The sequence below is a fragment of the Terrabacter sp. Ter38 genome, assembly GCF_024519435.1.
Lineage (GTDB): Bacteria > Actinomycetota > Actinomycetes > Actinomycetales > Dermatophilaceae > Terrabacter.
The window spans coordinates 247,138-271,205 of sequence record NZ_JALJRZ010000005.1; the positions used below are offsets into that span (position 1 = coordinate 247,138).

33 protein-coding genes are annotated in these 24,068 nt (G+C 68.7%); 30 read left to right on the forward strand and 3 right to left on the reverse strand.

The annotated features are described in order from the left end of the window. Positions 1-96: 96 nt before the first annotated feature. Together fusA and tuf are read left to right on the forward strand one after the other, a co-directional pair. The gene (gene fusA / locus NR112_RS12865) at positions 97-2,214 is read left to right on the forward strand and encodes an elongation factor G (RefSeq protein ID WP_256794714.1); all 2,118 of its coding nucleotides are present in this window, start codon (positions 97-99) and stop codon (positions 2,212-2,214) included. Between the two features lie 104 nt (positions 2,215-2,318). Further along, entirely contained in the window at positions 2,319-3,515 is a 1,197-nt protein-coding gene (gene tuf / locus NR112_RS12870; protein ID WP_020143252.1) for an elongation factor Tu, read from the forward strand. A gap of 307 nt (positions 3,516-3,822) precedes the next feature. On the opposite strand, the gene NR112_RS12875 is transcribed toward tuf, so the two are convergent. The 3 genes from NR112_RS12875 to NR112_RS12885 form a co-directional block, all read right to left on the reverse strand. Then, entirely contained in the window at positions 3,823-4,653 is an 831-nt protein-coding gene (locus NR112_RS12875) for a class I SAM-dependent methyltransferase (RefSeq protein ID WP_256794715.1), read from the reverse strand. A gap of 63 nt (positions 4,654-4,716) precedes the next feature. Further along, positions 4,717-5,208: a hypothetical protein gene (locus NR112_RS12880; protein ID WP_256794716.1), complete on the reverse strand. Its 492-nt coding sequence runs from the start codon at positions 5,206-5,208 to the stop codon at positions 4,717-4,719. Continuing rightward, positions 5,205-6,353: a WXG100 family type VII secretion target gene (locus NR112_RS12885; RefSeq protein ID WP_256794717.1), complete on the reverse strand. Its 1,149-nt coding sequence runs from the start codon at positions 6,351-6,353 to the stop codon at positions 5,205-5,207. The genes NR112_RS12880 and NR112_RS12885 overlap by 4 nt, the downstream gene beginning before the upstream one ends. 237 nt (positions 6,354-6,590) lie before the next feature. On the opposite strand from NR112_RS12885, the gene NR112_RS12890 reads away from it, so the two are divergent. From NR112_RS12890 to NR112_RS13025, 28 genes are all read left to right on the forward strand, one after another. Next, positions 6,591-7,406 carry a hypothetical protein gene (locus NR112_RS12890; RefSeq protein WP_256794718.1) on the forward strand — a complete coding sequence of 272 codons (816 nt, stop codon included), beginning with the start codon at positions 6,591-6,593 and terminating at the stop codon, positions 7,404-7,406. 64 nt (positions 7,407-7,470) lie between these two features. Beyond that, positions 7,471-8,775, forward strand: a complete 1,305-nt coding sequence (locus NR112_RS12895) for a M18 family aminopeptidase (RefSeq protein ID WP_256794719.1) — start codon at positions 7,471-7,473, stop codon at positions 8,773-8,775. 124 nt (positions 8,776-8,899) lie between these two features. After that, a complete protein-coding gene (locus tag NR112_RS12900) occupies positions 8,900-9,298 on the forward strand; it encodes a DUF393 domain-containing protein (protein WP_256794720.1) in 399 nt (132 codons plus the stop codon). Positions 9,299-9,627: 329 nt separating this feature from the next. Continuing rightward, the gene (rpsJ, locus tag NR112_RS12905) at positions 9,628-9,936 is read left to right on the forward strand and encodes a 30S ribosomal protein S10 (RefSeq protein WP_009775966.1); all 309 of its coding nucleotides are present in this window, start codon (positions 9,628-9,630) and stop codon (positions 9,934-9,936) included. A gap of 13 nt (positions 9,937-9,949) precedes the next feature. Further along, a complete protein-coding gene (gene rplC / locus NR112_RS12910) occupies positions 9,950-10,603 on the forward strand; it encodes a 50S ribosomal protein L3 (RefSeq protein WP_028785453.1) in 654 nt (217 codons plus the stop codon). Next, positions 10,600-11,235: a 50S ribosomal protein L4 gene (gene rplD, locus NR112_RS12915; RefSeq protein WP_056752799.1), complete on the forward strand. Its 636-nt coding sequence runs from the start codon at positions 10,600-10,602 to the stop codon at positions 11,233-11,235. The genes rplC and rplD overlap by 4 nt, the downstream gene beginning before the upstream one ends. Continuing rightward, positions 11,232-11,531 (forward strand): 50S ribosomal protein L23, encoded by a 300-nt coding sequence (gene rplW / locus NR112_RS12920; RefSeq protein WP_026864143.1) that lies wholly within the window; start codon positions 11,232-11,234, stop codon positions 11,529-11,531. Before rplD ends, rplW begins: the two co-directional genes overlap by 4 nt. A 28-nt stretch (positions 11,532-11,559) precedes the next feature. After that, positions 11,560-12,396, forward strand: a complete 837-nt coding sequence (gene rplB, locus NR112_RS12925) for a 50S ribosomal protein L2 (RefSeq protein WP_256794721.1) — start codon at positions 11,560-11,562, stop codon at positions 12,394-12,396. A 15-nt stretch (positions 12,397-12,411) separates the two neighbouring features. Next, positions 12,412-12,693, forward strand: a complete 282-nt coding sequence (rpsS, locus tag NR112_RS12930) for a 30S ribosomal protein S19 (RefSeq protein ID WP_020143240.1) — start codon at positions 12,412-12,414, stop codon at positions 12,691-12,693. Between the two features lie 26 nt (positions 12,694-12,719). Continuing rightward, positions 12,720-13,088, forward strand: coding sequence for a 50S ribosomal protein L22 (gene rplV / locus NR112_RS12935; RefSeq protein WP_256794722.1), 369 nt, complete (start codon positions 12,720-12,722; stop codon positions 13,086-13,088). After that, a complete protein-coding gene (gene rpsC, locus NR112_RS12940; protein WP_020143238.1) occupies positions 13,088-13,912 on the forward strand; it encodes a 30S ribosomal protein S3 in 825 nt (274 codons plus the stop codon). Before rplV ends, rpsC begins: the two co-directional genes overlap by 1 nt. Before the next feature lie 2 nt (positions 13,913-13,914). Then, positions 13,915-14,334: a 50S ribosomal protein L16 gene (gene rplP, locus NR112_RS12945; RefSeq protein WP_020143237.1), complete on the forward strand. Its 420-nt coding sequence runs from the start codon at positions 13,915-13,917 to the stop codon at positions 14,332-14,334. Continuing rightward, on the forward strand, positions 14,334-14,711 hold the full coding sequence (gene rpmC / locus NR112_RS12950) for a 50S ribosomal protein L29 (RefSeq protein WP_256794723.1): 378 nt from the start codon (positions 14,334-14,336) through the stop codon (positions 14,709-14,711). The genes rplP and rpmC overlap by 1 nt, the downstream gene beginning before the upstream one ends. Next, positions 14,708-14,998: a 30S ribosomal protein S17 gene (rpsQ, locus tag NR112_RS12955; protein ID WP_020143235.1), complete on the forward strand. Its 291-nt coding sequence runs from the start codon at positions 14,708-14,710 to the stop codon at positions 14,996-14,998. Before rpmC ends, rpsQ begins: the two co-directional genes overlap by 4 nt. Before the next feature lie 75 nt (positions 14,999-15,073). Further along, positions 15,074-15,442, forward strand: a complete 369-nt coding sequence (gene rplN / locus NR112_RS12960; RefSeq protein WP_020143234.1) for a 50S ribosomal protein L14 — start codon at positions 15,074-15,076, stop codon at positions 15,440-15,442. A 2-nt stretch (positions 15,443-15,444) separates the two neighbouring features. After that, complete coding sequence (rplX, locus tag NR112_RS12965; protein WP_034771676.1) at positions 15,445-15,825, forward strand: 50S ribosomal protein L24; 381 nt, start codon at positions 15,445-15,447, stop codon at positions 15,823-15,825. A 2-nt stretch (positions 15,826-15,827) separates the two neighbouring features. Beyond that, positions 15,828-16,388, forward strand: coding sequence for a 50S ribosomal protein L5 (gene rplE, locus NR112_RS12970; RefSeq protein ID WP_056752812.1), 561 nt, complete (start codon positions 15,828-15,830; stop codon positions 16,386-16,388). A gap of 1 nt (position 16,389) precedes the next feature. Further along, complete coding sequence (locus tag NR112_RS12975) at positions 16,390-16,575, forward strand: type Z 30S ribosomal protein S14 (RefSeq protein ID WP_020143231.1); 186 nt, start codon at positions 16,390-16,392, stop codon at positions 16,573-16,575. Between the two features lie 133 nt (positions 16,576-16,708). Then, positions 16,709-17,107 carry a 30S ribosomal protein S8 gene (gene rpsH, locus NR112_RS12980; RefSeq protein ID WP_020143230.1) on the forward strand — a complete coding sequence of 133 codons (399 nt, stop codon included), beginning with the start codon at positions 16,709-16,711 and terminating at the stop codon, positions 17,105-17,107. Between the two features lie 12 nt (positions 17,108-17,119). Continuing rightward, a complete protein-coding gene (rplF, locus tag NR112_RS12985; protein ID WP_028785452.1) occupies positions 17,120-17,656 on the forward strand; it encodes a 50S ribosomal protein L6 in 537 nt (178 codons plus the stop codon). Between the two features lie 3 nt (positions 17,657-17,659). Further along, positions 17,660-18,034 carry a 50S ribosomal protein L18 gene (rplR, locus tag NR112_RS12990; protein WP_306217128.1) on the forward strand — a complete coding sequence of 125 codons (375 nt, stop codon included), beginning with the start codon at positions 17,660-17,662 and terminating at the stop codon, positions 18,032-18,034. Positions 18,035-18,074: 40 nt separating this feature from the next. Then, positions 18,075-18,731, forward strand: a complete 657-nt coding sequence (rpsE, locus tag NR112_RS12995; protein ID WP_020143227.1) for a 30S ribosomal protein S5 — start codon at positions 18,075-18,077, stop codon at positions 18,729-18,731. After that, positions 18,731-18,913 carry a 50S ribosomal protein L30 gene (rpmD, locus tag NR112_RS13000; protein WP_020143226.1) on the forward strand — a complete coding sequence of 61 codons (183 nt, stop codon included), beginning with the start codon at positions 18,731-18,733 and terminating at the stop codon, positions 18,911-18,913. Before rpsE ends, rpmD begins: the two co-directional genes overlap by 1 nt. Before the next feature lie 2 nt (positions 18,914-18,915). Beyond that, positions 18,916-19,392, forward strand: a complete 477-nt coding sequence (rplO, locus tag NR112_RS13005; protein ID WP_256794724.1) for a 50S ribosomal protein L15 — start codon at positions 18,916-18,918, stop codon at positions 19,390-19,392. Positions 19,393-19,571: 179 nt separating this feature from the next. After that, a complete protein-coding gene (secY, locus tag NR112_RS13010; RefSeq protein ID WP_256794725.1) occupies positions 19,572-20,894 on the forward strand; it encodes a preprotein translocase subunit SecY in 1,323 nt (440 codons plus the stop codon). 52 nt (positions 20,895-20,946) lie between these two features. Further along, positions 20,947-21,516 (forward strand): adenylate kinase, encoded by a 570-nt coding sequence (locus NR112_RS13015; RefSeq protein WP_256794726.1) that lies wholly within the window; start codon positions 20,947-20,949, stop codon positions 21,514-21,516. Between the two features lie 61 nt (positions 21,517-21,577). Then, a complete protein-coding gene (gene map / locus NR112_RS13020; protein WP_256794727.1) occupies positions 21,578-22,432 on the forward strand; it encodes a type I methionyl aminopeptidase in 855 nt (284 codons plus the stop codon). Positions 22,433-22,495: 63 nt separating this feature from the next. Further along, positions 22,496-23,929, forward strand: coding sequence for a serine hydrolase domain-containing protein (locus tag NR112_RS13025; RefSeq protein WP_256794728.1), 1,434 nt, complete (start codon positions 22,496-22,498; stop codon positions 23,927-23,929). Positions 23,930-24,068: the final 139 nt, after the last annotated feature.

Below are 24,068 nucleotides of genomic sequence, written 5' to 3' on the forward strand. Positions count from 1 at the left end.
CACGGCACACCGCCGGGCACGCGCCCGCCCGTCGCACGACGCGGCCCACGGCGCCCACGATTTTCACTCCACGACGAATGAGACGAGAAACCTGACGTGGCACTCGACGTCCTGACGGACCTCAACAAGGTCCGCAACATCGGCATCATGGCGCACATCGACGCTGGCAAGACCACGGTGACGGAGCGCATCCTCTTCTACACCGGTGTCAACCACAAGATCGGTGAGACCCACGACGGTGCGTCGACGACCGACTGGATGGAGCAGGAGAAGGAACGCGGCATCACGATCACGTCTGCCGCCGTGACCTCCTTCTGGGAGGGCACCCAGATCAACATCATCGACACCCCCGGACACGTGGACTTCACGGTCGAGGTCGAGCGCTCGCTGCGCGTCCTCGACGGTGCCGTCGCCGTGTTCGACGGCAAGGAGGGTGTCGAGCCGCAGTCCGAGACGGTGTGGCGTCAGGCCGACAAGTACGACGTGCCGCGCATCTGCTTCGTCAACAAGATGGACAAGCTCGGCGCCGACTTCTACTTCACCGTGGCGACCATCAAGGACCGCCTCGGCGCGGAGCCGCTCGTCATGCAGCTGCCGATCGGTGCCGAGAACGACTTCCTCGGTGTCATCGACCTCGTCTACATGCGTGCCCTCGTGTGGCCCGGCGACGCCAAGGGCGACGTGACCATGGGTGCCAAGTACGAGATCGCCGAGATCCCGGCCGACCTCCAGGCGAAGGCCGAGGAGTACCGGATGGCCCTCGTCGAGCGCGTCGCCGAGTCCGACGACGAGCTCATGGAGAAGTACCTCGGTGGCGAGGAGCTCACCCCCGAGGAGCTCAAGGCCGGCATCCGCAAGCTGACGGTCAACTCCGAGCTCTACCCGGTCTTCTGTGGCTCCGCGTTCAAGAACCGCGGCGTCCAGCCGATGCTCGACGCCGTCGTCGACTACCTCCCGTCGCCGCTCGACGTGCCGCCGATGATCGGCCACAAGCCGGGCGACGAGGCCGTCGAGCTGACCCGTGCGCCGTCCACCGAGGAGCCGTTCTCCGCGCTGGCGTTCAAGGTCGCGACGCACCCGTTCTTCGGCACGCTGACCTTCATCCGCGTCTACTCGGGCCACATCAGCTCGGGCACGAGCGTCATCAACTCGACGAAGGGCCGCAAGGAGCGCATCGGGAAGCTCTTCCAGATGCACGCCAACAAGGAGAACCCCGTCGAGGAGGCCCTCGCCGGCCACATCTACGCGGCCATCGGCCTCAAGGACACGACGACCGGCGACACGCTGTCGGACCTCAACGAGCAGATCGTGCTCGAGTCGATGACCTTCCCGGACCCCGTGATCCAGGTCGCCATCGAGCCCAAGACCAAGGGCGACCAGGAGAAGCTCGGTACGGCCATCCAGAAGCTCTCGGCCGAGGACCCGACCTTCCAGGTCCACCACGACGAGGACACCGGCCAGACGATCATCGCCGGCATGGGCGAGCTGCACCTCGACATCCTCGTCGACCGCATGAAGCGCGAGTTCAAGGTCGAGGCCAACGTCGGCAAGCCGCAGGTGGCCTACCGCGAGACGATCCGCCGCGCCGTGCTCAAGTACGACTACACGCACAAGAAGCAGACCGGTGGCTCGGGCCAGTTCGCCAAGGTCCAGGTCAGCTTCGAGCCCCTGGGCGAGACCGAGGACGGCTCGATGTACGAGTTCGTCAACGGTGTCACCGGTGGTCGCGTCCCGCGTGAGTACATCCCGTCGGTCGACGCCGGCATCCAGGACGCCATGCAGTACGGCGTGCTCGCCGGGTACCCCCTCGTGGGCATCAAGGCGACCCTGAACGACGGCGCCTACCACGACGTCGACTCCTCGGAGATGGCGTTCAAGATCGCCGGCTCGATGGTCCTCAAGGAGGCCATCAGGCAGGCGGACCCCGTCCTGCTCGAGCCGATGATGGCCGTCGAGGTCCGGACGCCCGAGGACTACATGGGCGACGTCATCGGTGACATCAACTCCCGCCGTGGCCAGATCCAGGGCATGGAGGACATCAGCGGCGCCAAGGTCGTCAAGGGCCTCGTCCCGCTGTCCGAGATGTTCGGCTACGTCGGCGACCTGCGCTCCAAGACGCAGGGTCGCGCGAGCTTCTCCATGGAGTTCGACTCCTACGCAGAGGTCCCCAAGGCCGTTGCCGAGGAGATCATCAAGAAGACCCGCGGGGAGTGACTGCGGGACATCCCGTAGTCTCTTCCATCGGAAACCACCCCAACAGCGCCACGTCCTGCCCTGGTCGTACGGCGTAACACGAGATAGTCCTGAGGAGGACCACAGTGGCGAAGGCAAAGTTCGAGCGGACCAAGCCGCACGTCAACATCGGCACCATCGGTCACATTGACCACGGCAAGACGACGCTGACGGCTGCGATTTCCAAGGTTCTGCACGACAAGTACCCCGACCTGAACCCCCAGTTCGCGTTCGAGGACATCGACAAGGCTCCCGAGGAGCGCCAGCGCGGTATCACGATCTCGATCGCGCACATCGAGTACCAGACGGAGGGTCGTCACTACGCCCACGTCGACTGCCCGGGCCACGCTGACTACGTGAAGAACATGATCACGGGTGCGGCTCAGATGGACGGCGCGATCCTCGTGGTCGCCGCCACCGACGGCCCCATGCCGCAGACGAAGGAGCACGTCCTCCTGGCCCGCCAGGTCGGCGTCCCCTACATCGTCGTGGCGCTCAACAAGGCCGACATGGTCGACGACGAGGAGATCCTCGAGCTCGTCGAGATGGAGGTCCGTGAGCTCCTGTCGCAGTACGAGTTCCCGGGCGACGACCTCCCGGTCGTGCAGGTCTCGGCGCTCAAGGCGCTCGAGGGCGACGAGAAGTGGGGCCAGTCGGTCCTCGACCTCATGGACGCGGTCGACAACTCCATCCCGGAGCCGGAGCGCGACGTCGACAAGCCGTTCCTCATGCCCGTCGAGGACGTCTTCACGATCACCGGTCGTGGCACCGTCGTCACCGGTCGTATCGAGCGCGGCATCCTCAAGGTCAACGAGGAGATCGAGATCGTCGGCATCCACACCGGTCCGCCGGCCAAGACGACCGTCACGGGCGTCGAGATGTTCCGCAAGCTCCTCGACGAGGGTCGCGCCGGTGAGAACGTCGGTCTGCTCCTTCGTGGCACCAAGCGCGAGGACGTCGAGCGCGGGCAGGTCATCTGCAAGCCGGGCTCGATCACCCCGCACACGGACTTCGAGGCTCAGGTCTACATCCTCTCGAAGGACGAGGGCGGCCGTCACACGCCGTTCTACGACAACTACCGTCCGCAGTTCTACTTCCGTACGACGGACGTGACGGGTGTCGTGCACCTGCCCGAGGGCACCGAGATGGTCATGCCCGGCGACAACACCGACATGACGGTCGAGCTCATCCAGCCGATCGCCATGGAGGACGGCCTCAAGTTCGCCATCCGTGAGGGTGGCCGCACGGTCGGCGCCGGTCGCGTCACCAAGATCATCAAGTGATCTGACGCAGCACCAGCTTCACCAGCAGTTCCGGTAGGGCCCGTTCCGCTTCGGCGGAGCGGGCCCTACCGTGTGTCCGGAGGGCGCGGCGCGCGGTCGCGCCGGTCGCGCGATGCCCGACGACCCGAGCGGCGTGGAGCGTCGGAGGCCCACTTCTCGGGACGGCACCCCTTGCGTATGCCGTGGGCCGCCTCCGATGCCGCTCGGGTCGTCGTGCGCCCCGCTCCTCAACCGTCGACAGGCCGAAGTCCGCCCCCTCCGAACCGTCGAAAGGCCGAAGTTCGCCGTCCTTCTGCCGCGGGTCAGGTCAAGGTCTGGTGGCGGTGGTGTAGCGGACCTGCTGGGTGAGGTGGAGCCGGCCGTCGTCGCCCCGGTCGGGCTCGAGGGCTGCCTCGATGCGGGTGAGGACGGCGGGCAGCTCGGGGTCGGGGACGGAAGCCCAGAGCTGGCGAAGGCCCAGGGTCATGGTCCAGGCGCGCCAGGCGGCTGCGTCGGGGAGGGTGACCTCGAGGGGCTCGTCGTGGCTGTCGACGTCGGTGGCCCCGGCGGACTCGAGGAGTGCGGTCATGGTCTCGGTGGTGGCGAAGGGGCCGGCGCGGCCGGTGGTGCGGGCGTCGAGGACGTCGGGTGGCGCATACGCCATGAGCACGGCCTCGGCGGCGGCCCAGGCAGGGTCGGTGTGACCGAAGGTCGACAGACCGAGGCGACCGCCTCGGCGCAGCAGGGTGACCCAGCCGCGGAGCGTCTCGGCGGCCTGAGGGTCGAAGAAGAGCACGAGCGACGCCGTGACGACGTCGAAGGTGTCGGGCGGCAGCGTGTCCGGAGTGGCCTCCCCCGTCCGCGCGGCGAGGGCGGTGACGGCGCGCGCACCGGCCTCGGTGCGCAGCTGGTCGATCATGGCGGGGGAGAGGTCGACCGCGGTGACGTGACCGGTGGGGCCGACGGCGTCGACGAGCGGGAAGGTCGCGGCTCCGCGACCTGCGCCGACGTCGAGGGCACGGTCACCGGGCCGTGGCGCGGTGAGCTCGACGAGGCGGGCGCCGATGGGCCCGAACCACGGCACGCCGCTGCGGTCGTAGCCGGGAGCGAGCTGGTCGAAGAGCGCGGCGATGCCAGCCCGGCGGTCGGAGGGGTCCATGGCCCGATGGTCCTCCTCGCGGGGGCCGGCCGGCGGGTTGCACGGCCGCCGATCCTGGTGCGGCTACTGGCCGAGGGCGACGAGGACGACCGTGTCGGAGTCGGCTGCGAGGTAGGCCTTGGCGCGGAAGGACCCCTGGGCGAAGAGCGCGTCGAGCGAGGTCGAACGGAGCAGCTGACCCGACGGCAGGGCGGAGCGGACACCGTCCTCGACGTCGGGTGCCTCGGTGGTGGGCTCGGGTGAGGCTGCGCGGAGGGCGGTCGCGGTCTCCGGGGTGACCGTGACGACGGCGTCGATCCAGTACGTCGATGGTCCCGGCGCGTCGCCGCCGAGCGTCCCCGACATCCACGTCGCCGAGACCGGCGTTCCGAGCGCACTGAAGCGCTTGGTCAGCGGCTCGAGATCGGTGCGCACGTCGCCGGTGCCGGTCTTGGTCGCGCTGCTCACGGTGCTCCTCGTGCGGTGGTCGGTCGGGGAGGGGTCGGTGCTGCACCCCGCGGTCACGGTGAGGGCCAGGGCGGCCGCGAGCGCGGCCAGGGCGGGGCGGGTGCTCATCGGCTGCTCCCTCGTTCGTCGGCTCGGTCCTCCCGACCCAGGCCGGGGGTGCGCTCGACATCCCCCGGTCCCACGTCGATGCTCGGCGGCGGAGAGCCGACCGGCCACGTGATCGTACGCGTGACGTCGCCGCTCGACGGGAAGGGCTTGGCCCAGCCGATCTCGGTGAAGCGCCCGTTCTCGTTGTCGCCGGCGCCGCTCGCGATGTCGGACTGGTCGGGGTTGAAGTTGTAGTAGTCCTCGGCGTGCACGATGACCTGCATCGAGACCTGGCCGTTCTCGACGGTGACGTCGGCGCTGCTCCACTGCTGGTAGCCGCCGATCGTCTTCTGCCAGTTCTCGGTCGTCGGGTAGGCGGTCGCCGGGTGGGCGTCCCCGGTCATGCTGAAGTGCGAGTTGCCGTTGCGGACCATCTCGTCGACGGCCGCGACGGTGCGGGCGACCTCGGAGGTGACGTTGGCGGCGATCGACGGGTCCTCCTGGTAGCCCTCCTCGTAGTCGAACCGGATCGGCTCGCCGTTGTTGTCCCAGTAGTGCGCATACATCGCCGTCGCGTCGTCGAGGTCCGACTTGACGAGGCGGCCACCCTGGAGCTTCGCCATCCACTCGAGCTTGGCGATGTGGTCGCGCCAGTTCGAGTCCTTGGAGTCGTACTCGAACCCCTCGTCCCACTCGATGTCGGGCTTCGTCGGCTCACCGAAGTCGTAGCCGTCGACGGGACCACCCGTACCTGTCGTGGCAGGCGGCGGAGGAGAGGTCGGAGTGGGCGCCGGTCCCGGCGACGGTGACGGCGTGGGGCCGAACGACATCGGGACACCGGCGGCGAAGGGGCCCCCGCCTGCGGCGCCGGTGGATCCGCTTGTCCCACCGGCGTTCCCGCTGGCTCCGCGCTGTCTCGCGGCGTTCTCGCGCAGCTTCGAGCCGAGGCCGTGCAGGGCGCGCTCCAGTGCGTCGATGCTGGGGGCGGACGACCGCCAGTCGCCACGGAAGGCGTCGAAGTCCCTTCCGCCCCAAGCGGTTCCGAGGGCGCCGAACGCGTGGTCGACGGCATTGCGTGCCGCTCGGCACTCACCGGCAAAGCGGTCGAGCTGGCCAGCGCTGCGATCGAGGGCGTCTGGATCGGCGCCCTTCCTGTACACGACCACGGCTGATGCCCTCCCCGAGCTGTCGGCGTCCGTGGCGGCCGACGGGTGGCCGCTCCCCAAACCCTAGGCAGGGTGGGCCGGCTCGGCCAATGGGGAGCTCTCCCCGTCTCGGGCCAGGTCGTCGACGAGGCGACGCAGCGTGGGCTCGGGCAGGCGGGCCCTCCGCCACTCGCCACCGCGGCATGGCCGCGGCCACGTTCGTTGCCGCCGGTGCCCGGATGCCGTATGACTGGCCGCATGGTCTCGACAGGGGAGAGGGTGTCGGCGCGGCGCGCCGGCCGCCCGGCAGGTGGCGGGGGATCCGGCCGTGGGAGAGGGAGCCGGTCGGTCTCGGTGCTCGGCGTCGTCCTGGCGCTCTGCGTGTCCGGGTGCGCCAAGGACGGCGGCTCGGCGTTCACCTCGCCGCGAGCGGCCTCGGCGTCCGTGCCGTCCGCAGCGGCCCTGTCCTCCGCGGCCCCGTCAGATCCGGCCACGGCTCCGGCCACGGGCGCGACCCCGGCCACCGCCACGTCGGACCCCGCCGGGCCGGTCATCGTCGGCGGTCGCGTGACCGCGCGACGGGCGGGCCTGTCCTTCGAGGTGCCCGACGGCTGGCAGGCCATCGACCCGTCGACGGCCACGCGTGCCGGCGCGTCCGTGCTGCCGGACTCGTTCCGGACGCTCGCCGAGCAGTCCGGGATGACGGCGGACGAGTTCATGCTGCGGGTCGGCACGGCCATGGACGTCATGGTCATGGGCCGTCCGCGCCACGGGTTCGCCGACAACGTGTCCGTCATCCCGACACCCGGCACCCGGCTCCCGAGTGCGGCCGACCTGCGCTCCCAGCTGGAGCTGGCCGGCGCCTCGGTCGACCGCGTCGACCGCACGACGACGGCGGTCGGCGAGGCCCTCGTGGCGAGGTCGCGGGTGCCCCTCGCGACGATGATCGTCGCGAGCCGGTCCCTGGCCGTCGAGCTGGACGGACAGGTCACCTTCATCACCGTCTCGGCCTCCGACTGGGACAACGCCGACGCCATCGCCGACGGCATCCTGCGCACCCTGCGCCGCGCCTGACCCCCGCGGCCTCCATCCGGCCCGGCCCGAGCGGCCCGCCTACCGGCGGATAGGGTCGGGAGCCATGGCGCACTCGTTCGACACCGACACCGAAGCCCAGGGCCTCATCGACTACGTCGACGCCTCACCGACGCCCTTTCACGCCTGCGAGCAGGCCGCGGCGCGGCTCGTCGCGGAGGGCTTCACCGAGGTCGTCGAGACCGAGCCGTGGCCCACCGAGCCGGGCCGGCGCTACCTCGTGCGAGGCGGCTCGCTCATCGCCTGGGACACCACGGGCGCGCACGGGGCCGGGTCCGGTCCCGCCGCGGGCTTCCGCGTCGTCGGGGCGCACACCGACAGTCCCAACCTGCGCATCAAGCCCAACCCCGACCACGCGCGCGCCGGCTGGCAGATGCTCGGCATCGAGCCCTACGGCGGCCTCATCCTCAGCTCGTGGCTCGACCGCGACCTCGGGCTCGCCGGCCGGGTCGCCGTGCGCGGCGCCGACGGTGTCGAGTCGCGGACCTTCCACGGGCGGGACGCGCTGCTGCGCGTGGCACAGCTCGCCATCCACCTCGACCGCACCCAGAACGAAGCGCTCAGCCTCAACAAGCAGGCCCACATGGAGCCGCTCTGGGGTGTCGGCGACGAGCCCGGCGACTTCGTCGGATACCTCGCCGAGCAGGTCGGGGTCGACCGCGAGGACGTGCTGTCGTGGGACGTCATGACCCATCCGGTCCAGCCGTCCACCCGCCTCGGTCGGGCGCGTGAGCTCATCGCGGCCCCGCGCCTCGACAACCTCGCGACGTCGTATGCCGGGGTGCGCGCGCTGCTCGACGCCGTGGCCACCGAGCCCGCCCACGTGCCGGTCCTCGTGCTCTTCGACCACGAGGAGATCGGCAGCACGTCCGAGCGCGGCGCGACCTCGACGTTGCTGCCGTCGGTGCTCGAGCGCATCGTCACCGCGGGCGGCGGCACCCGCGACGACTACTGGCGGGCCCTCGCGGCCACCGTCATCGCGTCCGGTGACATGGGTCATGCCACCCACCCCAACTACGCCGACCGCCACGAGCCGATGCACCAGATCCGCGTCAACGGCGGACCCGTGCTCAAGGTCAACACCAACCTCCGCTACGCGACCGACTCGGTCGGTGCGGCGGCGTTCCTCCTCGCCTGCGAGCAGGCCGGCGTCCCCATGCAGACCTTCGTGTCCCGCAGCGACCTGCCGTGCGGGTCGACGGTCGGGCCGGTGACGTCGTCCCTGACGGGTGCGACGACCGTCGACTTCGGGGCGGCGGCCCTGTCGATGCACAGCACGCGCGAGCTCATGGGCGCCGAGGACCCGGCGATGTATGCCGGAGCGCTGAGCGCGTTCCTCGCCCCCGCCTGAGCGCGCGGCGGGGAGTCGGACCACGCTCTCGCCGGCCGGTCGGTGGCCACCCGGGGGACGGCATACGTCCTCGGCCGAGATGGCTCCGTGCGGACCCGCTGGTGCCGGGTGCGATGATCAGGGCGTGGAGACCACGCTCGTCGTGCCGGACCGGCCGACCCTCGTCTACGACGCCGACTGCGGGTTCTGCACGCGCACTGTGCAGTTCATCCAGCGATGGGTCGACCGGCGCGACCGCTACGACGTGCGTCCCTGGCAGTCGCTGGACCTCGCCGCCGTGGGACTCACCGCGCAGGACTGCGACGAGGCGGCCCAGTTCATCACCGCCGACGGCCGCGTCCTGTCGGGCCACCGCGCGATGGCGAGCGCCGCGACCCACGGCGCCCCGGCCTGGCGACCTGCCGGCCACCTCCTCATGGCGCCGGGGGTCTCCTGGGTGGCCGCCCATGCCTACCGCTGGGTGGCCGCGCACCGCCACCAGCTGCCCGGTGGCACCGCCGCGTGCGCCCGCCCCGGCGCCTGACGACGCGCCACGTGCACGACCCTGCGATGGCGGTCCGGCTCGATTTGATAGTGCAGTGCGGGCTCTGGCACACTGTTCAGGTTGCTTGACGCGCGTCGCTGACCCATGTCGGTGCCGCCGCCCCTTGAGAGCCTCCTGACGGGGACTCGCCCGGACTCCTCTCGGAGGCCCGAGGGAAGCGCAAGTTACCCGGTTCGGCCGGGCAATCCACACGAAAGTGGCACTCAGGTGCGCACCTTTCACCGCGAAGCGGGCGCGACACGCCCGACCTCGGGGGTCGGATGGCCAAGGGAACCGGTAGTCAGAAGCGAGAGAGAGACGTTCATCAGATGGCGGGACAGAAGATCCGCATCCGGCTGAAGTCGTACGACCACGAGGTCATCGACAACTCGGCCCGGAAGATCGTTGACACAGTGACGCGCGCCGGCGCGACCGTGGTGGGACCTGTCCCGCTGCCGACGGAGAAGAACGTCTTCGTCGTCATCCGGTCGCCGCACAAGTACAAGGACAGCCGTGAGCACTTCGAGATGCGCACGCACAAGCGCCTCATCGACATCATCGACCCGACGCCCAAGGCCGTCGACTCGCTGATGCGTCTCGACCTGCCGGCGGACGTCAACATCGAGATCAAGCTCTGAGGCGGTTGTAGAGATGACTGTTGCTCAGAAGAACGTCAAGGGCGTGCTCGGCGAGAAGCTCGGCATGACCCAGGTGTGGGACGCAGACAACAAGCTCGTCCCCGTGACCGTGGTCAAGGCCGGCCCCTGCGTCGTGACGCAGGTGCGTGCCGACGAGACCGACGGCTACTCCGCGGTCCAGATCGCCTTCGGTGCGATCGACCCGCGCAAGGTGAACAAGCCGATGAGCGGCCACTTCGAGAAGGCCGGCGTCACGCCGCGCCGTCACCTCGTCGAGCTCCGCACGGCCGACGCCGCCGACTACGAGCTCGGCCAGGAGATCACGGCCGAGTCGTTCGAGGCCGGCCAGCGCGTCGACGCGACGGGCACGACCAAGGGCAAGGGCTTCGCCGGTGTCATGAAGCGTCACGGCTTCCACGGCGTCAGCTCCTCGCACGGTGCGCACCGCAACCACCGCAAGCCGGGCTCCATCGGCGGCTGCTCGACCCCGGGCCGTGTCTTCAAGGGCATGCGCATGGCTGGTCGCATGGGTGGCGTTCGCCAGACGACCCAGAACCTCCAGATCCACGCCGTTGACGCCGAGAAGGGCCTCCTGCTCATCAAGGGCGCCGTTCCCGGCCCCCGCGGTGGCATCGTCCTGATCCGCACGGCTGCGAAGGGTGCATGATCCACATGGCCACGAAGACCCCCACGCTTCCCGCTGACATCTTCGACGTCCAGACCAACGTCCCGCTGATCCACCAGGTCGTGGTCGCTCAGCTCGCGGCCGCTCGTCAGGGCACGCACTCGACGAAGACCCGCGGCGAGGTCCGCGGCGGTGGGCGCAAGCCCTACCGCCAGAAGGGCACCGGTCGCGCCCGTCAGGGCTCGACCCGCGCCCCGCAGTTCGCCGGCGGTGGCGTCGTCCACGGCCCGCAGCCGCGTGACTACAGCCAGCGCACCCCCAAGAAGATGAAGGCCGCCGCCCTGCGCGGTGCCCTCTCCGACCGGGCCCGCTTCGACCGCATCCACGTCGTCGACTCCATCGTCTCGGGCGACCTGCCCTCGGCGAAGGACGCCGCTGCGCTGCTGGCCGGTCTGACCGAGCGCCCCAACCTTCTCGTCGTGCTCGAGCGCGGTGACGAGGTGGCGTTCAAGTCGGTCCGCAACCTGCAGAACGTCCACGTGCTGGTCGCCGACCAGCTCAACACGTACGACGTCCTGTGCGCCGACGACATCGTCTTCACCCAGGCCGCCCTCGACGCGTTCGTCGCCGGTCCCGTGAAGGCTGACAAGGCCGACAAGGAGGCCACCAAGTGAGCATCCACGCCAAGGACCCTCGCGACATCCTGATCGCGCCGGTCGTCTCCGAGAAGTCGTACGGTCTGCTCGACGAGGGCAAGTACACCTTCATCGTCGACCCCCGTGCGAACAAGACGGAGATCAAGATCGCCATCGAGCAGATCTTCAACGTCAAGGTCGACAAGGTCCACACCCTGAACCGTCAGGGCAAGACCCGTCGCACCCGTTTCGGCCTCGGCAAGCGCAAGGACACCAAGCGTGCGATCGTCTCCCTCCGCGAGGGATCGATCGACATCTTCGGTGCGGGCGCCTGAGATCGACGAAGAATAAGGACACACGAACATGGGTATCCGTAAGTACAAGCCGACCACGCCGGGCCGTCGTGGCTCGTCGGTCGCCGACTTCGTCGAGATCACGCGTTCCACTCCCGAGAAGTCGCTCGTCCGCCCCCTGTCGAAGACGGGTGGCCGCAACAACGCGGGCCGCATCACCACGCGTCACATCGGTGGCGGCCACAAGCGTGCCTACCGCGTCATCGACTTCCGTCGCCACGACAAGGACGGCGTGCCGGCCAAGGTCGCTCACATCGAGTACGACCCCAACCGCACCGCGCGCATCGCGCTCGTCCAGTACTCCGACGGCGAGAAGCGCTACATCCTGGCTCCGAACAAGCTGAAGCAGGGCGACCCGATCGAGAACGGCCCCGGGGCCGACATCAAGCCGGGCAACTCGCTTCCGCTGCGCAACATCCCGGTGGGTACGGTCGTCCACGCGATCGAGCTCAAGCCCGGTGGTGGCGCGAAGATCGCCCGCTCCGCGGGTGCTCGCGTGCAGCTCGTCGCCAAGGACGGTCCCTACGCCCAGCTGCGTATGCCGTCCGGTGAGATCCGCAACGTCGACGCGCGCTGCCGCGCGACCGTCGGCGAGGTGGGTAACGCCGAGCAGAGCAACATCAACTGGGGCAAGGCCGGCCGCATGCGCTGGAAGGGCAAGCGCCCGACCGTCCGTGGTGTCGCCATGAACCCGGTCGACCACCCGCACGGTGGTGGTGAGGGCAAGACGTCCGGTGGACGTCACCCCGTCAGCCCGTGGGGTCAGGCCGAGGGCCGGACCCGCAAGGGACACAAGGAAAGCGACAAGCTGATCGTTCGTCGCCGCCGTACTGGCAAGAAGCGCTGATAAGGAGCCTTTGGAATGCCTCGTAGCCTGAAGAAGGGCCCCTTCATCGACGACCACCTTCAGAAGAAGGTGGACGCCCAGAACGAAGCGGGCACCAAGAACGTCATCAAGACCTGGTCGCGTCGTTCGGTCATCAGCCCGGACATGCTGAGCCACACCTTCGCCGTCCACGACGGCCGCAAGCACGTCCCGGTGTTCGTCACCGAGTCGATGGTCGGCCACAAGCTCGGCGAGTTCGCACCGACCCGCACGTTCAAGGGTCACGTGAAGGACGACAAGAAGGGTCGTCGTCGCTGATGGCCACCGAATCCAAGGAAGAAGTCATGGAAGCCAAGGCTTCGGCGCGGCACGTCCGTGTCAGCCCGCAGAAGGCTCGCCGTGTCGTGGACCTGATCCGCGGCAAGGCCGCCACCGACGCCGTCACGGTGCTCACCTTCGCCCCGCAGTCGGCCTCCGACCCGGTCAAGAAGGTGCTCGAGAGCGCCATCGCCAACGCGCGGGTCAAGGCTGACCGCGAGTCGGTCGCCTTCGACGAGCGCAACCTCGTCATCACGGCCGCGTTCGTGGACGAGGGCCCGACGATGAAGCGATTCCGGCCGCGCGCCCAGGGCCGCGCCGGTCGCATCAACAAGCGCACGAGCCACATCACCGTGGTCGTCACGCAGCCGGAGAACACGAAGGGAGCCCGCTGATGGGTCAGAAGGTCAACCCGCACGGCTTCCGTCTGGGCATCACCACCGACCACAAGAGCCGCTGGTTCGCAGACTCGACGAAGTCGGGCCAGCGCTACCGCGACTACGTCAAGGAAGATGTCTCGATCCGTCGCCTGATGGAGAAGGGCATGGAGCGCGCCGGCATCGCATCGGTCGAGATCGAGCGCACCCGTGACCGCGTCCGCGTGGACATCCACACCGCCCGCCCCGGCATCGTCATCGGTCGCCGCGGCGCCGAGGCCGACCGCATCCGCGGCGAGCTCGAGAAGCTCACGGGCAAGCAGGTCCAGCTCAACATCCTCGAGGTCAAGAACCCCGAGATCGTGTCGCAGCTGGTCGCCCAGGGCATCGCCGAGCAGCTCTCGGCCCGTGTCGCGTTCCGTCGTGCCATGCGCAAGGGCATGCAGTCCGCCCAGCGCGCCGGCGCCAAGGGCATCCGCGTGCAGGTCTCCGGCCGCCTCAACGGCGCCGAGATGAGCCGCACCGAGTTCTACCGCGAGGGCCGCGTCCCGCTGCACACCCTGCGTGCGCAGATCGACTACGGCTTCTACGAGGCCCGCACCACGTTCGGCCGCATCGGCGTCAAGGTGTGGATCTACAAGGGCGACATGACGGCCAAGGAGCTCGCTGCCCAGCAGGCCGCCGCTCCGCGCCCGTCGCGTGGTCCGCGTCGTGACGGCGGTGACCGTCCGAACCGCGCCCGTCGTGGTGACCGCAACGAGACCGCCGCTGCTCCGGCAGTGAACGAGACCGCTGCTGCCGAGGCCCCGGCCGCGGCCAGCACCGAGAATGAGCAGGCCTGACCATGTTGATTCCCCGTCGAGTCAAGCACCGCAAGCAGCACCACCCGAACCGCCACGGTGCGGCCAAGGGTGGCACGACGATCGCCTTCGGTGACTACGGCATCCAGGCTCTCGAGCCGGCCTACGTGACCAACCGCCAGATCGAGTCCGCTCGTATCGCGATGACCCGCTACATGAAGCGTGGCGGCAAGGTGTGGATCAACATCTACCCCGACCGTCCGCTCACCAAGAAGCCCGCCGAGACCCGCATGGGTTCCGGTAAGGGTTCGCCGGAGTGGTGGATCGCCAACGTCAAGCCGGGTCGCGTCATGTTCGAGATCTCGGGCGTGGCGGAGCCGGTGGCGCGTGAGGCCATGCGCCTCGCGATGCACAAGCTCCCCATGAAGTGCCGCTTCGTTCAGCGTGAGGGTGGTGACATCTGATGGCAGTCGGAACCAAGGACCTGGCTCCCGAGCAGCTGCGTGGTCTGGACGACACGAAGCTGGCGGACGAGCTGAAGAAGGCCAAGGAAGAGCTGTTCAACCTGCGTTTCCAGTCGGCCACCGGCCAGCTGGACAACCACGGCCGACTGCGCGCCGTCAAGAAGGACATCGCGCGCATCTACACCGAGATGCGTGAGCGCGAGCTCGGCATCGGCTCGGCCCCCGCCGCCCCCAAGGCGCCGGAGAAGGCCGAGAAGGTCGACAAGAAGGCTGCCAAGGCCGACAAGAAGGCTGAGAAGGCCGACAAGCCCGAGAAGGCTGACAAGGCCGAGAAGAAGGCCAAGAAGGCTGACAAGGCGCAGGAGGCTGACGCATGAGCGAGCAGGAGAAGGTCGTGAGCGACCAGGCGAGTGAGCGCAACTACCGCAAGACCCGTCAGGGCTACGTGGTGAGCGACAAGATGGACAAGACCGTCGTCGTCGAGGTCGAGGACCGCGTCAAGCACGCGCTCTACAGCAAGGTCATCCGCCGCACCAGCAAGGTCAAGGCGCACGACGAGCAGAACGAGGCCGGCGTGGGCGACCGCGTGCTCATCATGGAGACGCGTCCGCTCTCCGCGACGAAGCACTGGCGCATTGTCGAGATCCTCGAGAAGGCCAAGTAAGCCACCCCCCATTTCCGTTCGGCAAGGCTCATCCGGGCAACCGGTGAGAACCAGCACGACGACAGGAGTTAGACAGTGATTCAGCAGGAGTCGCGGCTGCGCGTCGCCGACAACACCGGTGCCAAGGAAATCTTGTGCATCCGTGTTCTCGGCGGCTCGGGCCGTCGCTACGCCGGCATCGGCGACACCATCGTCGCCACCGTCAAGGACGCGATCCCTGGCGGCAACGTGAAGAAGGGTGACGTCGTCAAGGCCGTCATCGTCCGCACCGTCAAGGAGCGTCGCCGCGCCGACGGTTCCTACATCAAGTTCGACGAGAACGCTGCGGTGATCCTCAAGGCCGACGGTGACCCTCGTGGTACCCGCATCTTCGGCCCGGTGGGCCGCGAGCTGCGCGAGAAGAAGTTCATGAAGATCATCTCGCTCGCGCCGGAGGTGCTGTGAACATGGCGAAGACCACCATCACCAAGATGAAGATCAAGAAGGGTGACCTCGTCCAGGTCATCTCCGGCCGCAGCCAGAAGAACGGCGGCGACCGGGGCAAGCAGGGCAAGGTCATCGCGGTCTACCCCGAGACCCAGCGTGTGCTGGTCGAGGGCATCAACCGCGTCACCAAGCACGTCAAGGCCGGCGCGACCGCCCGTGGCACGCGCACCGGTGGCCTGACGCACACCGAGGCCGCGATCCACGTGAGCAACGTGGCGATCGTCGACCCCGAGTCGAAGAAGCCGACCCGCGTCAAGACGCGTGTCGAGACCGTCGAGCGCAATGGCCGTCAGAAGGCGTCCCGCGTCCGTGTCGCGGTCAAGTCGGACAAGGACCTCTGAGAATGACTGACACCAGCACCAAGCCGCGCCTTCAGCAGCGCTACCAGGACGAGATCAAGAGCTCGATGCTCGAGCAGTTCGGCTACGCCAACGTCATGCAGGTTCCCGGCGTCGTCAAGGTCGTCGTCAACATGGGTGTCGGCGACGCGGCCAAGGACAGCAAGCTCATCGAGGGTGCCGTCCGCGACCTCACCGCCATCACCGGTCAGAAGCCGGTCGTGACGAAGGCCCGCAAGTCGATCGCCCAGTTCAAGCTGCGTGAGGGCATGCCCATCGGCGCCCACACGACGCTTCGCGGTGACCGCATGTGGGAGTTCCTCGACCGTCTCGTGACGATCGCCCTCCCGCGCATCCGTGACTTCCGTGGCCTCTCGCCGAAGCAGTTCGACGGCAACGGCAACTACACGTTCGGCCTGACCGAGCAGTCGATGTTCCACGAGATCGACCAGGACCGGATCGACCGCGTGCGAGGCATGGACATCACCGTGGTCACCACGGCGACCAACGATGACGAGGGTCGCGCGCTGCTCAAGCAGCTCGGCTTCCCCTTCAAGGAGAACTGACATGGCCAAGACCGCGCTCGTTAACAAGGCGAACCGGAAGCCGAAGTTCAAGGTCCGCGCGTACACCCGTTGCCAGAAGTGCGGTCGCCCGCACTCGGTGTACCGCAAGTTCGGCCTCTGCCGCATCTGCCTTCGCGAGATGGCTCACGCGGGCGAGCTGCCGGGCGTGACCAAGAGCTCCTGGTAATCGGCTCCCCGAGCCCAGAGCAACCCCAAGACCAACACACCTCTGACACCGTAGGTCGGCCACACGACGGCCCAGCCGTCGCCGGGCAGATAGCCCCGGTCGAAACCCCGGTGAGGAAGGGCGGAGAGCCCACATGACCATGACTGACCCGATTGCGGACATGCTGACCCGCGTCCGGAACGCCAACTCGGCGCACCACGACGTCGTCTCCATGCCGTACTCGAAGCTGAAGAAGAACATCGCCGAGATCCTCCAGAGCGAGGGCTACATCGCCTCGTGGAAGATCGAGGAGGCCGAGGTCGGCCAGACGCTGACCATCGACCTCAAGTACGGCCCGAACCGCGAGCGCTCCATCGCCGGCGTGCGTCGCGTGAGCAAGCCCGGTCTGCGCGTCTACGCCAAGTCGACGAACCTGCCCAAGGTTCTCGGTGGCCTCGGCGTCGCGATCCTGTCGACGTCGAACGGTCTGCTGACCGACCGCCAGGCACACGAGAAGGGCGTGGGTGGGGAAGTCCTCGCCTACGTCTGGTAAGGAGACACTGACATGTCGCGAATCGGACGACTTCCGGTCTCCATCCCCTCGGGTGTGGACGTCAAGGTCGAGGGCCAGGACGTCATCGTCAAGGGCCCCAAGGGTGAGCTCTCCCTGACCGTCGTGCAGCCGATCACGGTCGAGCTGGGCGAGGGCAACCTCGAGGTCAAGCGCCCCAACGACGAGCGCGACTCGCGCTCGCGTCACGGCCTGACCCGGTCGCTCATCAACAACATGGTCCTCGGTGTCACCGAGGGCTACGAGAAGAAGATGGAGATCCACGGCACGGGTTACCGTGTCGCCGCGAAGGGCTCGGACCTCGAGTTCTCGCTCGGATACTCGCACCCGATCCTCATCCAGGCTCCCGCCGGCATCAGCTTCGCCGTCGAGAACCCGACCCGCTTCTCGGTGCAGGGCATCGACAAGCAGCTCGTCGGTGAGGTCGCGGCGAACATCCGCAAGCTGCGCAAGCCCGACCCGTACAAGGGCAAGGGCGTTCGCTACGCGGGCGAGCAGATCCGTCGCAAGGTTGGAAAGGCCGGTAAGTAAGCCATGGCAATGATCATCAAGCGCGGTAAGTCCAAGGCTGCCGCCCGCATCCGACGCCAGGTTCGCGGCCGCAAGAAGATCGCCGGCACCGCGGCCCGTCCCCGCCTCGTCGTGTCGCGCTCGAGCCGTCACCTCTTCGTCCAGGTCGTCGACGACACCGTCGGCAAGACCGTGGCCTCGGCCTCGACGATGGAGGCCGACCTGCGCTCCTTCGACGGTGACAAGACGGCCAAGGCCAAGAGGGTCGGCGAGCTCGTGGCCGCCCGTGCCAAGGACGCCGGTATCGAGGCCGTCGTGTTCGACCGTGGTGGCAACAAGTACCACGGCCGTGTCGCGGCGATCGCCGAGGGCGCCCGCGAAGGCGGTCTGTCCCTGTGAGCAACTTCGTGAACGCAATTGTTGAGATGAGGAACATCTGATGCCCGGACAGCAGCGTCGAGGCACCGGCCCCGCCGGTGGCGGCGAGCGCACCGAGCGCGGAGACCGCCGTGACAACCGCGGCGGCCGCGACAACCGCGACAGCCGTGACGACAAGAACCAGTACGTCGAGCGCGTCGTGACCATCAACCGTGTCGCCAAGGTCGTCAAGGGTGGTCGTCGCTTCAGCTTCACCGCCCTCGTCGTCGTCGGTGACGGTGACGGCACGGTCGGTGTCGGCTACGGCAAGGCCAAGGAAGTTCCCGCGGCCATCGCCAAGGGTGTCGAGGAGGCCAAGAAGAACTTCTTCAAGGTCCCGCGCATCCAGGGCACCATCCCGCACCCCGTCCAGGGTGAGGCCGCCGCCGGTGTCGTCATGCTCCGCCCCGCAGCCCCCGGTACCGGTGTCATCGCCGGTGGCCCGGTGCGTGCGGTGCTCGAGTGCGCCGGCGTCCACGACGTCCTCAGCAAGTCGCTGGGCTCCGACAACGCCATCAACATCGTGCACGCCACGGCTCAGGCCCTGCGCGAGCTCGAGCGCCCCGAGTCGGTCGCTGCCCGTCGTGGCAAGACCCTCGAGGAGGTCGCTCCGGCGGCCATGCTCAAGGCCCGTGCCGCCGGTATGGCCGAGGCCCAGGCTGCGAAGGCTGGTGCGTGATGGCTCGTCTCAAGGTGACCCAGACCCGTTCCGAGATCGGTGGCAAGCAGAACCAGCGTGACACGCTGCGCAGCCTCGGTCTGAAGCGCATTGGCGACGTCGTCGTCAAGGAGGACCGTCCCGAGATCCGCGGGATGGTCAAGACGGTCACGCACCTCGTGTCCGTCGAGGAGGTTGACTGACCATGGCCGACAACGCCAAGAAGTCGGGCGAGTCCGCCCTCAAGGTCCACCACCTGCGTCCGGCCCCCGGAGCCAAGACCCCCAAGACCCGCGTCGGTCGTGGTGAGGGCTCCAAGGGCAAGACCGCCGGTCGTGGTACCAAGGGCACGAAGGCCCGTTACCAGGTCCCGGAGCGTTTCGAGGGCGGCTCGATGCCGATGCACATGCGCCTCCCGAAGCTCCGCGGATTCAAGAACCCGTTCCGCACGGAGTACCAGGTCGTGAACCTGGACCGCCTGCAGCTGCTCTTCCCCGAGGGCGGTCAGGTGTCCGTCGCCGACCTCGTCGCCAAGGGTGCCGTCCGTGACGGCTTCCCGGTGAAGGTCCTCGGCACGGGCGAGATCTCCGTCAAGGTCGAGGTCGAGGCGCACAAGTTCTCGGCATCCGCCAAGGAGAAGATCGAGGCCGCCGGCGGCACGGTCACGGCCCTCGCCGGCTGAGACCAGGCTCGAGTGAACACCACACATCTCGTGTGAGCAGCGCCCCGGGCGCCCGACCCGCGAGCCGACGTGACGTCGGCCATCGCGGTGGGGAGCCCGGGGCGCTGCGCCTTTGCGTTAACCTTCCACGGATTGCATGACTTACGCCGCGCCATCGCGCGGACCCCCAGGAGGACCCAGTGCTCGCCGCCTTCGCACGCGCGTTCCGTACCCCGGACCTGCGCAAGAAGCTGCTCTTCACGCTCGGCATCATCGTGCTGTTCCGGCTCGGATCGCACGTGCCGACCCCGGGCATCAGCTACAGCCTGGTGCAGGACTGCCTGCAGGCCAGCAAGGGCCGGAGCGGCGACCAGAGTGGGTTCCTGAACCTGGCCAACCTCTTCAGCGGCGGCGCGCTGCTGCAGCTGTCGGTGTTCGCGCTCGGGATCATGCCGTACATCACGGCCAGCATCATCATCCAGCTGCTCACGGTCGTCATCCCGCGCTTCGAGGCGCTCAAGGAGGAGGGCCAGTCCGGTCAGAGCAAGCTGACGCAGTACACCCGCTACCTGACGATCGGTCTCGCGATCCTCCAGTCGGCCACCCTCGTCACCTTCGCGCGCAACCCGTCCAGCCTCTTCGGCGGCTCCTGCGACACGATCATGACCGACCAGTCGATGGTCACGATCCTCATCATGGTCCTGACGATGACGGCCGGCACCGGCCTCATCATGTGGTTCGGTGAGCTCATCACCGACAAGGGTGTCGGCAACGGCATGTCCCTGATGATCTTCACCTCGATCGCCGCCGGCTTCCCTGCCTCGCTCTGGGCCATCAAGGAGAACAAGGGCTGGGGCACGTTCCTCGGCATCCTCATCCTCGGCGTCTTCGTCATCGCCGCGGTGGTGTTCGTCGAGCAGTCCCAGCGCCGCATCCCGGTGCAGTACGCCAAGCGGATGGTCGGACGACGGATGTACGGCGGCACGTCCACCTACATCCCGCTCAAGGTCAACATGGCCGGCGTCATCCCGGTCATCTTCGCCAGCTCCCTGCTCGCCCTGCCGGGCCTCATCGCGCAGTTCAACACCCGTGCCGACGGCAACAACCCGGGTTGGGTCACGTGGGTGCAGGAGAACCTCGTCAAGGGTGACCACCCGTTCTACATGGCGATCTACGTCGCCCTCATCCTCTTCTTCACGTTCTTCTACGTGTCCATCACGTTCAACCCGACCGAGGTCGCGGACAACATGAAGAAGTACGGCGGCTTCATCCCGGGTATCCGGGCCGGGCGACCCACGGCCGAGTACCTCAACTACGTCCTGACCCGAATCACCGTGCCGGGTGCCATCTACCTCGCCATCGTCTCGCTCATCCCGCTCGTGGCCCTCGTCCTCGTCGGCGCCAACCAGAACTTCCCGTTCGGTGGCACCTCGATCCTCATCGTCGTCGGTGTGGGCCTGGAGACGGTGAAGCAGATCGAGGCGCAGCTGCAGCAGCGTCACTACGAAGGGTTCCTCCGTTGATGTCACCCCAGAAAGTCACTCGCTGCGCTCCCGACTTCCCGGGGGTCCCGACATGCGACTGATCATCCTCGGCCCGCCCGGCGCCGGTAAGGGCACGCAGGCCGCCCGGATCGCCGAGCGCCTCGGCATCCCGGCCATCTCGACCGGCGACATCTTCCGCGCCAACATCAAGGACCAGACCCCCCTCGGCGTCAAGGTCCACGAGATCATCACGTCCGGTGGCTACGTCTCCGACGACATCACCAACGAGATCGTCGAGGACCGGCTCACCTGGGACGACGCCGCCCGCGGCTTCCTCCTCGACGGCTACCCGCGCACGGCGGGCCAGGTCGATGCGCTCGACGAGATGCTGTCGCGGCACGGGCACGCGCTCGATGCGGTCCTCGAGCTCGAGGTCGACGAGGACGCCATCGTCGAGCGACTGCTCAAGCGGGCCGAGACCGAGGGTCGCGCCGACGACACCGAGGACGTCATCCGCGAGCGCCAGGCGATCTACCGCAAGGAGACCGCGCCCCTCGCGGAGCACTACGAGGTCGCCGGCCTCCTCGTCAAGGTCGACGGCATGGGTGCCGTCGACGACGTCACCGACCGTGTCATCGCGGCTCTGCCGCAGCACGCCTGAGCACACCGCAGCGACGTCGCCGTCAGGCGCGTCCGGGTGTCGTCACCGAGAAGGACCACCGATGTTCGGACGCCGGAACCGGCTCCAGGGCCGCACCGACGAGCAGCTCCACCTCATGCGTGAGGCGGGGCTGCTCGTCGGGCGCACGCTCGAGCTGCTCGCGAGCGAGCTGCGTCCGGGCCTGACGACGCTCGATCTGGACCGTCTCGCGGAGGACTTCATCCGCAGCAACGGTGGCATCCCCAACTTCCAGCTCGTCCCGGGCTACAGCCACACGCTGTGCACGAGCGTCAACGACGAGGTCGTCCACGGCATCCCGGGTCCGCGCGTCCTCGAGGCCGGCGACATCGTCTCTGTGGACTGCGGCGCCGAGGTCAAGGGCTGGAACGGCGACGCGGCCTTCACCGCCGTCGTCGGTGGGCGGGAGGCGGGTCGCCCCGAGGACCTCGCCCTCATCGATGCCACCGAGGCCAGCCTCTACGCCGGGATCGCCGCGATGCAGGTCGGCGGTCGTCTGTACGCCGTCGGTGACGCCGTCGAGGCGAGCATCGCGGCCGCAGCCGAGCGCGACGGTCGCACCTACGGCGTCATCGACGAGTACGTCGGCCACGGCATCGGCACCCAGATGCACATGGACCCCCAGATCCCGAACTACGCCGTGCGCGAGGCGGGACCCAAGCTCGTCGACGGCTTCACCGGCGCCATCGAGCCGATGGTCACCCTCGGCGGCATCGACACCAAGGTGCTCGCCGACGACTGGACCGTCGTGACGCTCGACGGCACGCGGGCCGCACACTGGGAGCACTCGGTCGCCGTCCGCGAGGACGGACTGTGGATCCTCACGGCCGTCGACGGGGGCCAGGCTGCGCTCGCGGCTGCCGGGGCGGCATACGCCCCCCTCGACGTCACCGCTTGACCGCGGGCGACTCGGGGTCGGCACCGGCCCACCGACGGCCTCCGGACGCGTAGCCTCACGCTCGTGAGCCTTCCCCGCAGCACCCCGTCGGCGCAGGGCGTCGACGCCGCCGGCATCCACGCGTTCGTCGACGCCGCCGAGCGTGACCACCTCGGGCTGCACAGTCTCATGGTCGTGCGTCACGGGCACGTCGTCGCGCAGGGCTGGTGGACGCCGTATGCCGCGAGCCGCGTCCAACTGGCGTACTCCCTGTCGAAGACGGTGACGGCCACGGCCGTCGGCTTCCTCGTGCAGGAGGGGCGCCTCTCGCTCGACGACCGGGTCCTCGACCACTTCCCCGAGCTCGACCGCGCCGTGGTGGCCGACGGTTGGGAGGACGTGCGGATCGCGCACTGTCTGTCGATGACCGTCGGGCACGAGGAGGACGCGTGGGCCCACGTCTTCGACCGGCTGAGCGGCAGCGAGGGCGGCGACGGGGACGACTGGGTCCCGCGCGTCTTCGCGACCCGGCCGACCCGGCAGCCGGGGACGGTCTTCGCGTACAACCAGGTGGCGACCTACCTGCTCGCCATCATCGTGGGGCGTGTCGCCGGGGTCGGCGTGGCCGAGATGCTGCGCCCGCGACTGCTCGCGCCCCTGGGTCTGCCCGACATCCCGTGGCACCGCGACCCGCTCGGGCGCGAGCTCGGGTTCACCGGGTCGCACCTGACCACCGAGGCCATCGCCTCCATCGCCCAGCTCTACCTCGACCGCGGCCGGTGGGACGGGCGGCAGCTGTTGTCCGAGGCGTGGGTCGCCGAGGCCACGCGGGGATTCGGCCCGGTCAGCGATGACCCCGGCGCCGACGACGACTGGCGCCGCGGCTACGGCTACTCGTTCTGGATGCAGCGCTACGGCTTCCGCGGCGACGGTGCCTACGGCCAGTTCCTCGTCGTGCTGCCCGAGCACGACACGGTCGTGGCGATCACCGCCGAGCAGTCGCGCATGCAGTCCACCCTCGACGGGCTCTGGGCCCACGTCGTGCCGGCCATCGGCGGGAGCGGTTCCGCCGACGCCGACCGTGCGCTCGCCGAGCGCCTCGCCGGCCTCGAGATCCCCGCGATGTCCGGGGACGCGCTCGGTCCGGAGTACGCCGAGTTCACCCGTTCGGAGAGCTCGGACCTCTCGTCCGACTACACCGCCGTCTCCGTGACCCGCGACGGCCCCGACGTCGTGCTCGGGCTGAGCCGGCGCGGTGAGTGGCTGCGCGTCCCCGTGGGCCGGGGGCTGTGGCGCGAGGGGGAGCTGGCGGCCGCGGGCGCGACCCTACCCGTCGTCTCGAGCGGCGGCTGGGTCGACGAGGACACCTTCCGGGCTGAGGTCATCGCCGTCGAGACGCCACACCGCATTCGCGTCGAGGCGCGGCTGCGGGGGGCCGACGCCGACCTGACGTGGCGGATGGTGCCGCTCACCGGCTACGACCCGCTGTGGCTGGCGACGCGCTGGTCGTACGCCTGAGCCGGGGCTGGGTTGTCGCTACCCGTTCGGGCGTCCGCCGGGCCCTCTCGAAGGACCCACGGACGGACCCTCAGCGGGGGCCTGACGGCTGTCGGTGTCCGGGTGGACAATCAGAGGTGCTGCGTCAGGCAGCGGAAGG

What these genes read in the sequence shown, in the direction of transcription:
- NR112_RS12875 (WP_256794715.1), bottom strand. Translation starts at nt 4,653, where the DNA reads ATGGACCCCTCCGACCGCCGGGCTGGCATCGCCGCGCTCTTCGACCAG.
- NR112_RS12880 (WP_256794716.1), bottom strand. Translation starts at nt 5,208, where the DNA reads ATGAGCACCCGCCCCGCCCTGGCCGCGCTCGCGGCCGCCCTGGCCCTC.
- NR112_RS12890 (WP_256794718.1), top strand. Translation starts at nt 6,591, where the DNA reads ATGGTCTCGACAGGGGAGAGGGTGTCGGCGCGGCGCGCCGGCCGCCCG.
- NR112_RS12895 (WP_256794719.1), top strand. Translation starts at nt 7,471, where the DNA reads ATGGCGCACTCGTTCGACACCGACACCGAAGCCCAGGGCCTCATCGAC.
- rpsJ (WP_009775966.1), top strand. Translation starts at nt 9,628, where the DNA reads ATGGCGGGACAGAAGATCCGCATCCGGCTGAAGTCGTACGACCACGAG.
- rplC (WP_028785453.1), top strand. Translation starts at nt 9,950, where the DNA reads ATGACTGTTGCTCAGAAGAACGTCAAGGGCGTGCTCGGCGAGAAGCTC.
- rplD (WP_056752799.1), top strand. Translation starts at nt 10,600, where the DNA reads ATGATCCACATGGCCACGAAGACCCCCACGCTTCCCGCTGACATCTTC.
- rplB (WP_256794721.1), top strand. Translation starts at nt 11,560, where the DNA reads ATGGGTATCCGTAAGTACAAGCCGACCACGCCGGGCCGTCGTGGCTCG.
- rpsS (WP_020143240.1), top strand. Translation starts at nt 12,412, where the DNA reads ATGCCTCGTAGCCTGAAGAAGGGCCCCTTCATCGACGACCACCTTCAG.
- rplV (WP_256794722.1), top strand. Translation starts at nt 12,720, where the DNA reads ATGGAAGCCAAGGCTTCGGCGCGGCACGTCCGTGTCAGCCCGCAGAAG.
- rpsC (WP_020143238.1), top strand. Translation starts at nt 13,088, where the DNA reads ATGGGTCAGAAGGTCAACCCGCACGGCTTCCGTCTGGGCATCACCACC.
- rplP (WP_020143237.1), top strand. Translation starts at nt 13,915, where the DNA reads ATGTTGATTCCCCGTCGAGTCAAGCACCGCAAGCAGCACCACCCGAAC.
- rpmC (WP_256794723.1), top strand. Translation starts at nt 14,334, where the DNA reads ATGGCAGTCGGAACCAAGGACCTGGCTCCCGAGCAGCTGCGTGGTCTG.
- rpsQ (WP_020143235.1), top strand. Translation starts at nt 14,708, where the DNA reads ATGAGCGAGCAGGAGAAGGTCGTGAGCGACCAGGCGAGTGAGCGCAAC.
- rplX (WP_034771676.1), top strand. Translation starts at nt 15,445, where the DNA reads ATGGCGAAGACCACCATCACCAAGATGAAGATCAAGAAGGGTGACCTC.
- rplE (WP_056752812.1), top strand. Translation starts at nt 15,828, where the DNA reads ATGACTGACACCAGCACCAAGCCGCGCCTTCAGCAGCGCTACCAGGAC.
- NR112_RS12975 (WP_020143231.1), top strand. Translation starts at nt 16,390, where the DNA reads ATGGCCAAGACCGCGCTCGTTAACAAGGCGAACCGGAAGCCGAAGTTC.
- rpsH (WP_020143230.1), top strand. Translation starts at nt 16,709, where the DNA reads ATGACCATGACTGACCCGATTGCGGACATGCTGACCCGCGTCCGGAAC.
- rplF (WP_028785452.1), top strand. Translation starts at nt 17,120, where the DNA reads ATGTCGCGAATCGGACGACTTCCGGTCTCCATCCCCTCGGGTGTGGAC.
- rplR (WP_306217128.1), top strand. Translation starts at nt 17,660, where the DNA reads ATGGCAATGATCATCAAGCGCGGTAAGTCCAAGGCTGCCGCCCGCATC.
- rpsE (WP_020143227.1), top strand. Translation starts at nt 18,075, where the DNA reads ATGCCCGGACAGCAGCGTCGAGGCACCGGCCCCGCCGGTGGCGGCGAG.
- rpmD (WP_020143226.1), top strand. Translation starts at nt 18,731, where the DNA reads ATGGCTCGTCTCAAGGTGACCCAGACCCGTTCCGAGATCGGTGGCAAG.
- rplO (WP_256794724.1), top strand. Translation starts at nt 18,916, where the DNA reads ATGGCCGACAACGCCAAGAAGTCGGGCGAGTCCGCCCTCAAGGTCCAC.
- NR112_RS13015 (WP_256794726.1), top strand. Translation starts at nt 20,947, where the DNA reads ATGCGACTGATCATCCTCGGCCCGCCCGGCGCCGGTAAGGGCACGCAG.
- map (WP_256794727.1), top strand. Translation starts at nt 21,578, where the DNA reads ATGTTCGGACGCCGGAACCGGCTCCAGGGCCGCACCGACGAGCAGCTC.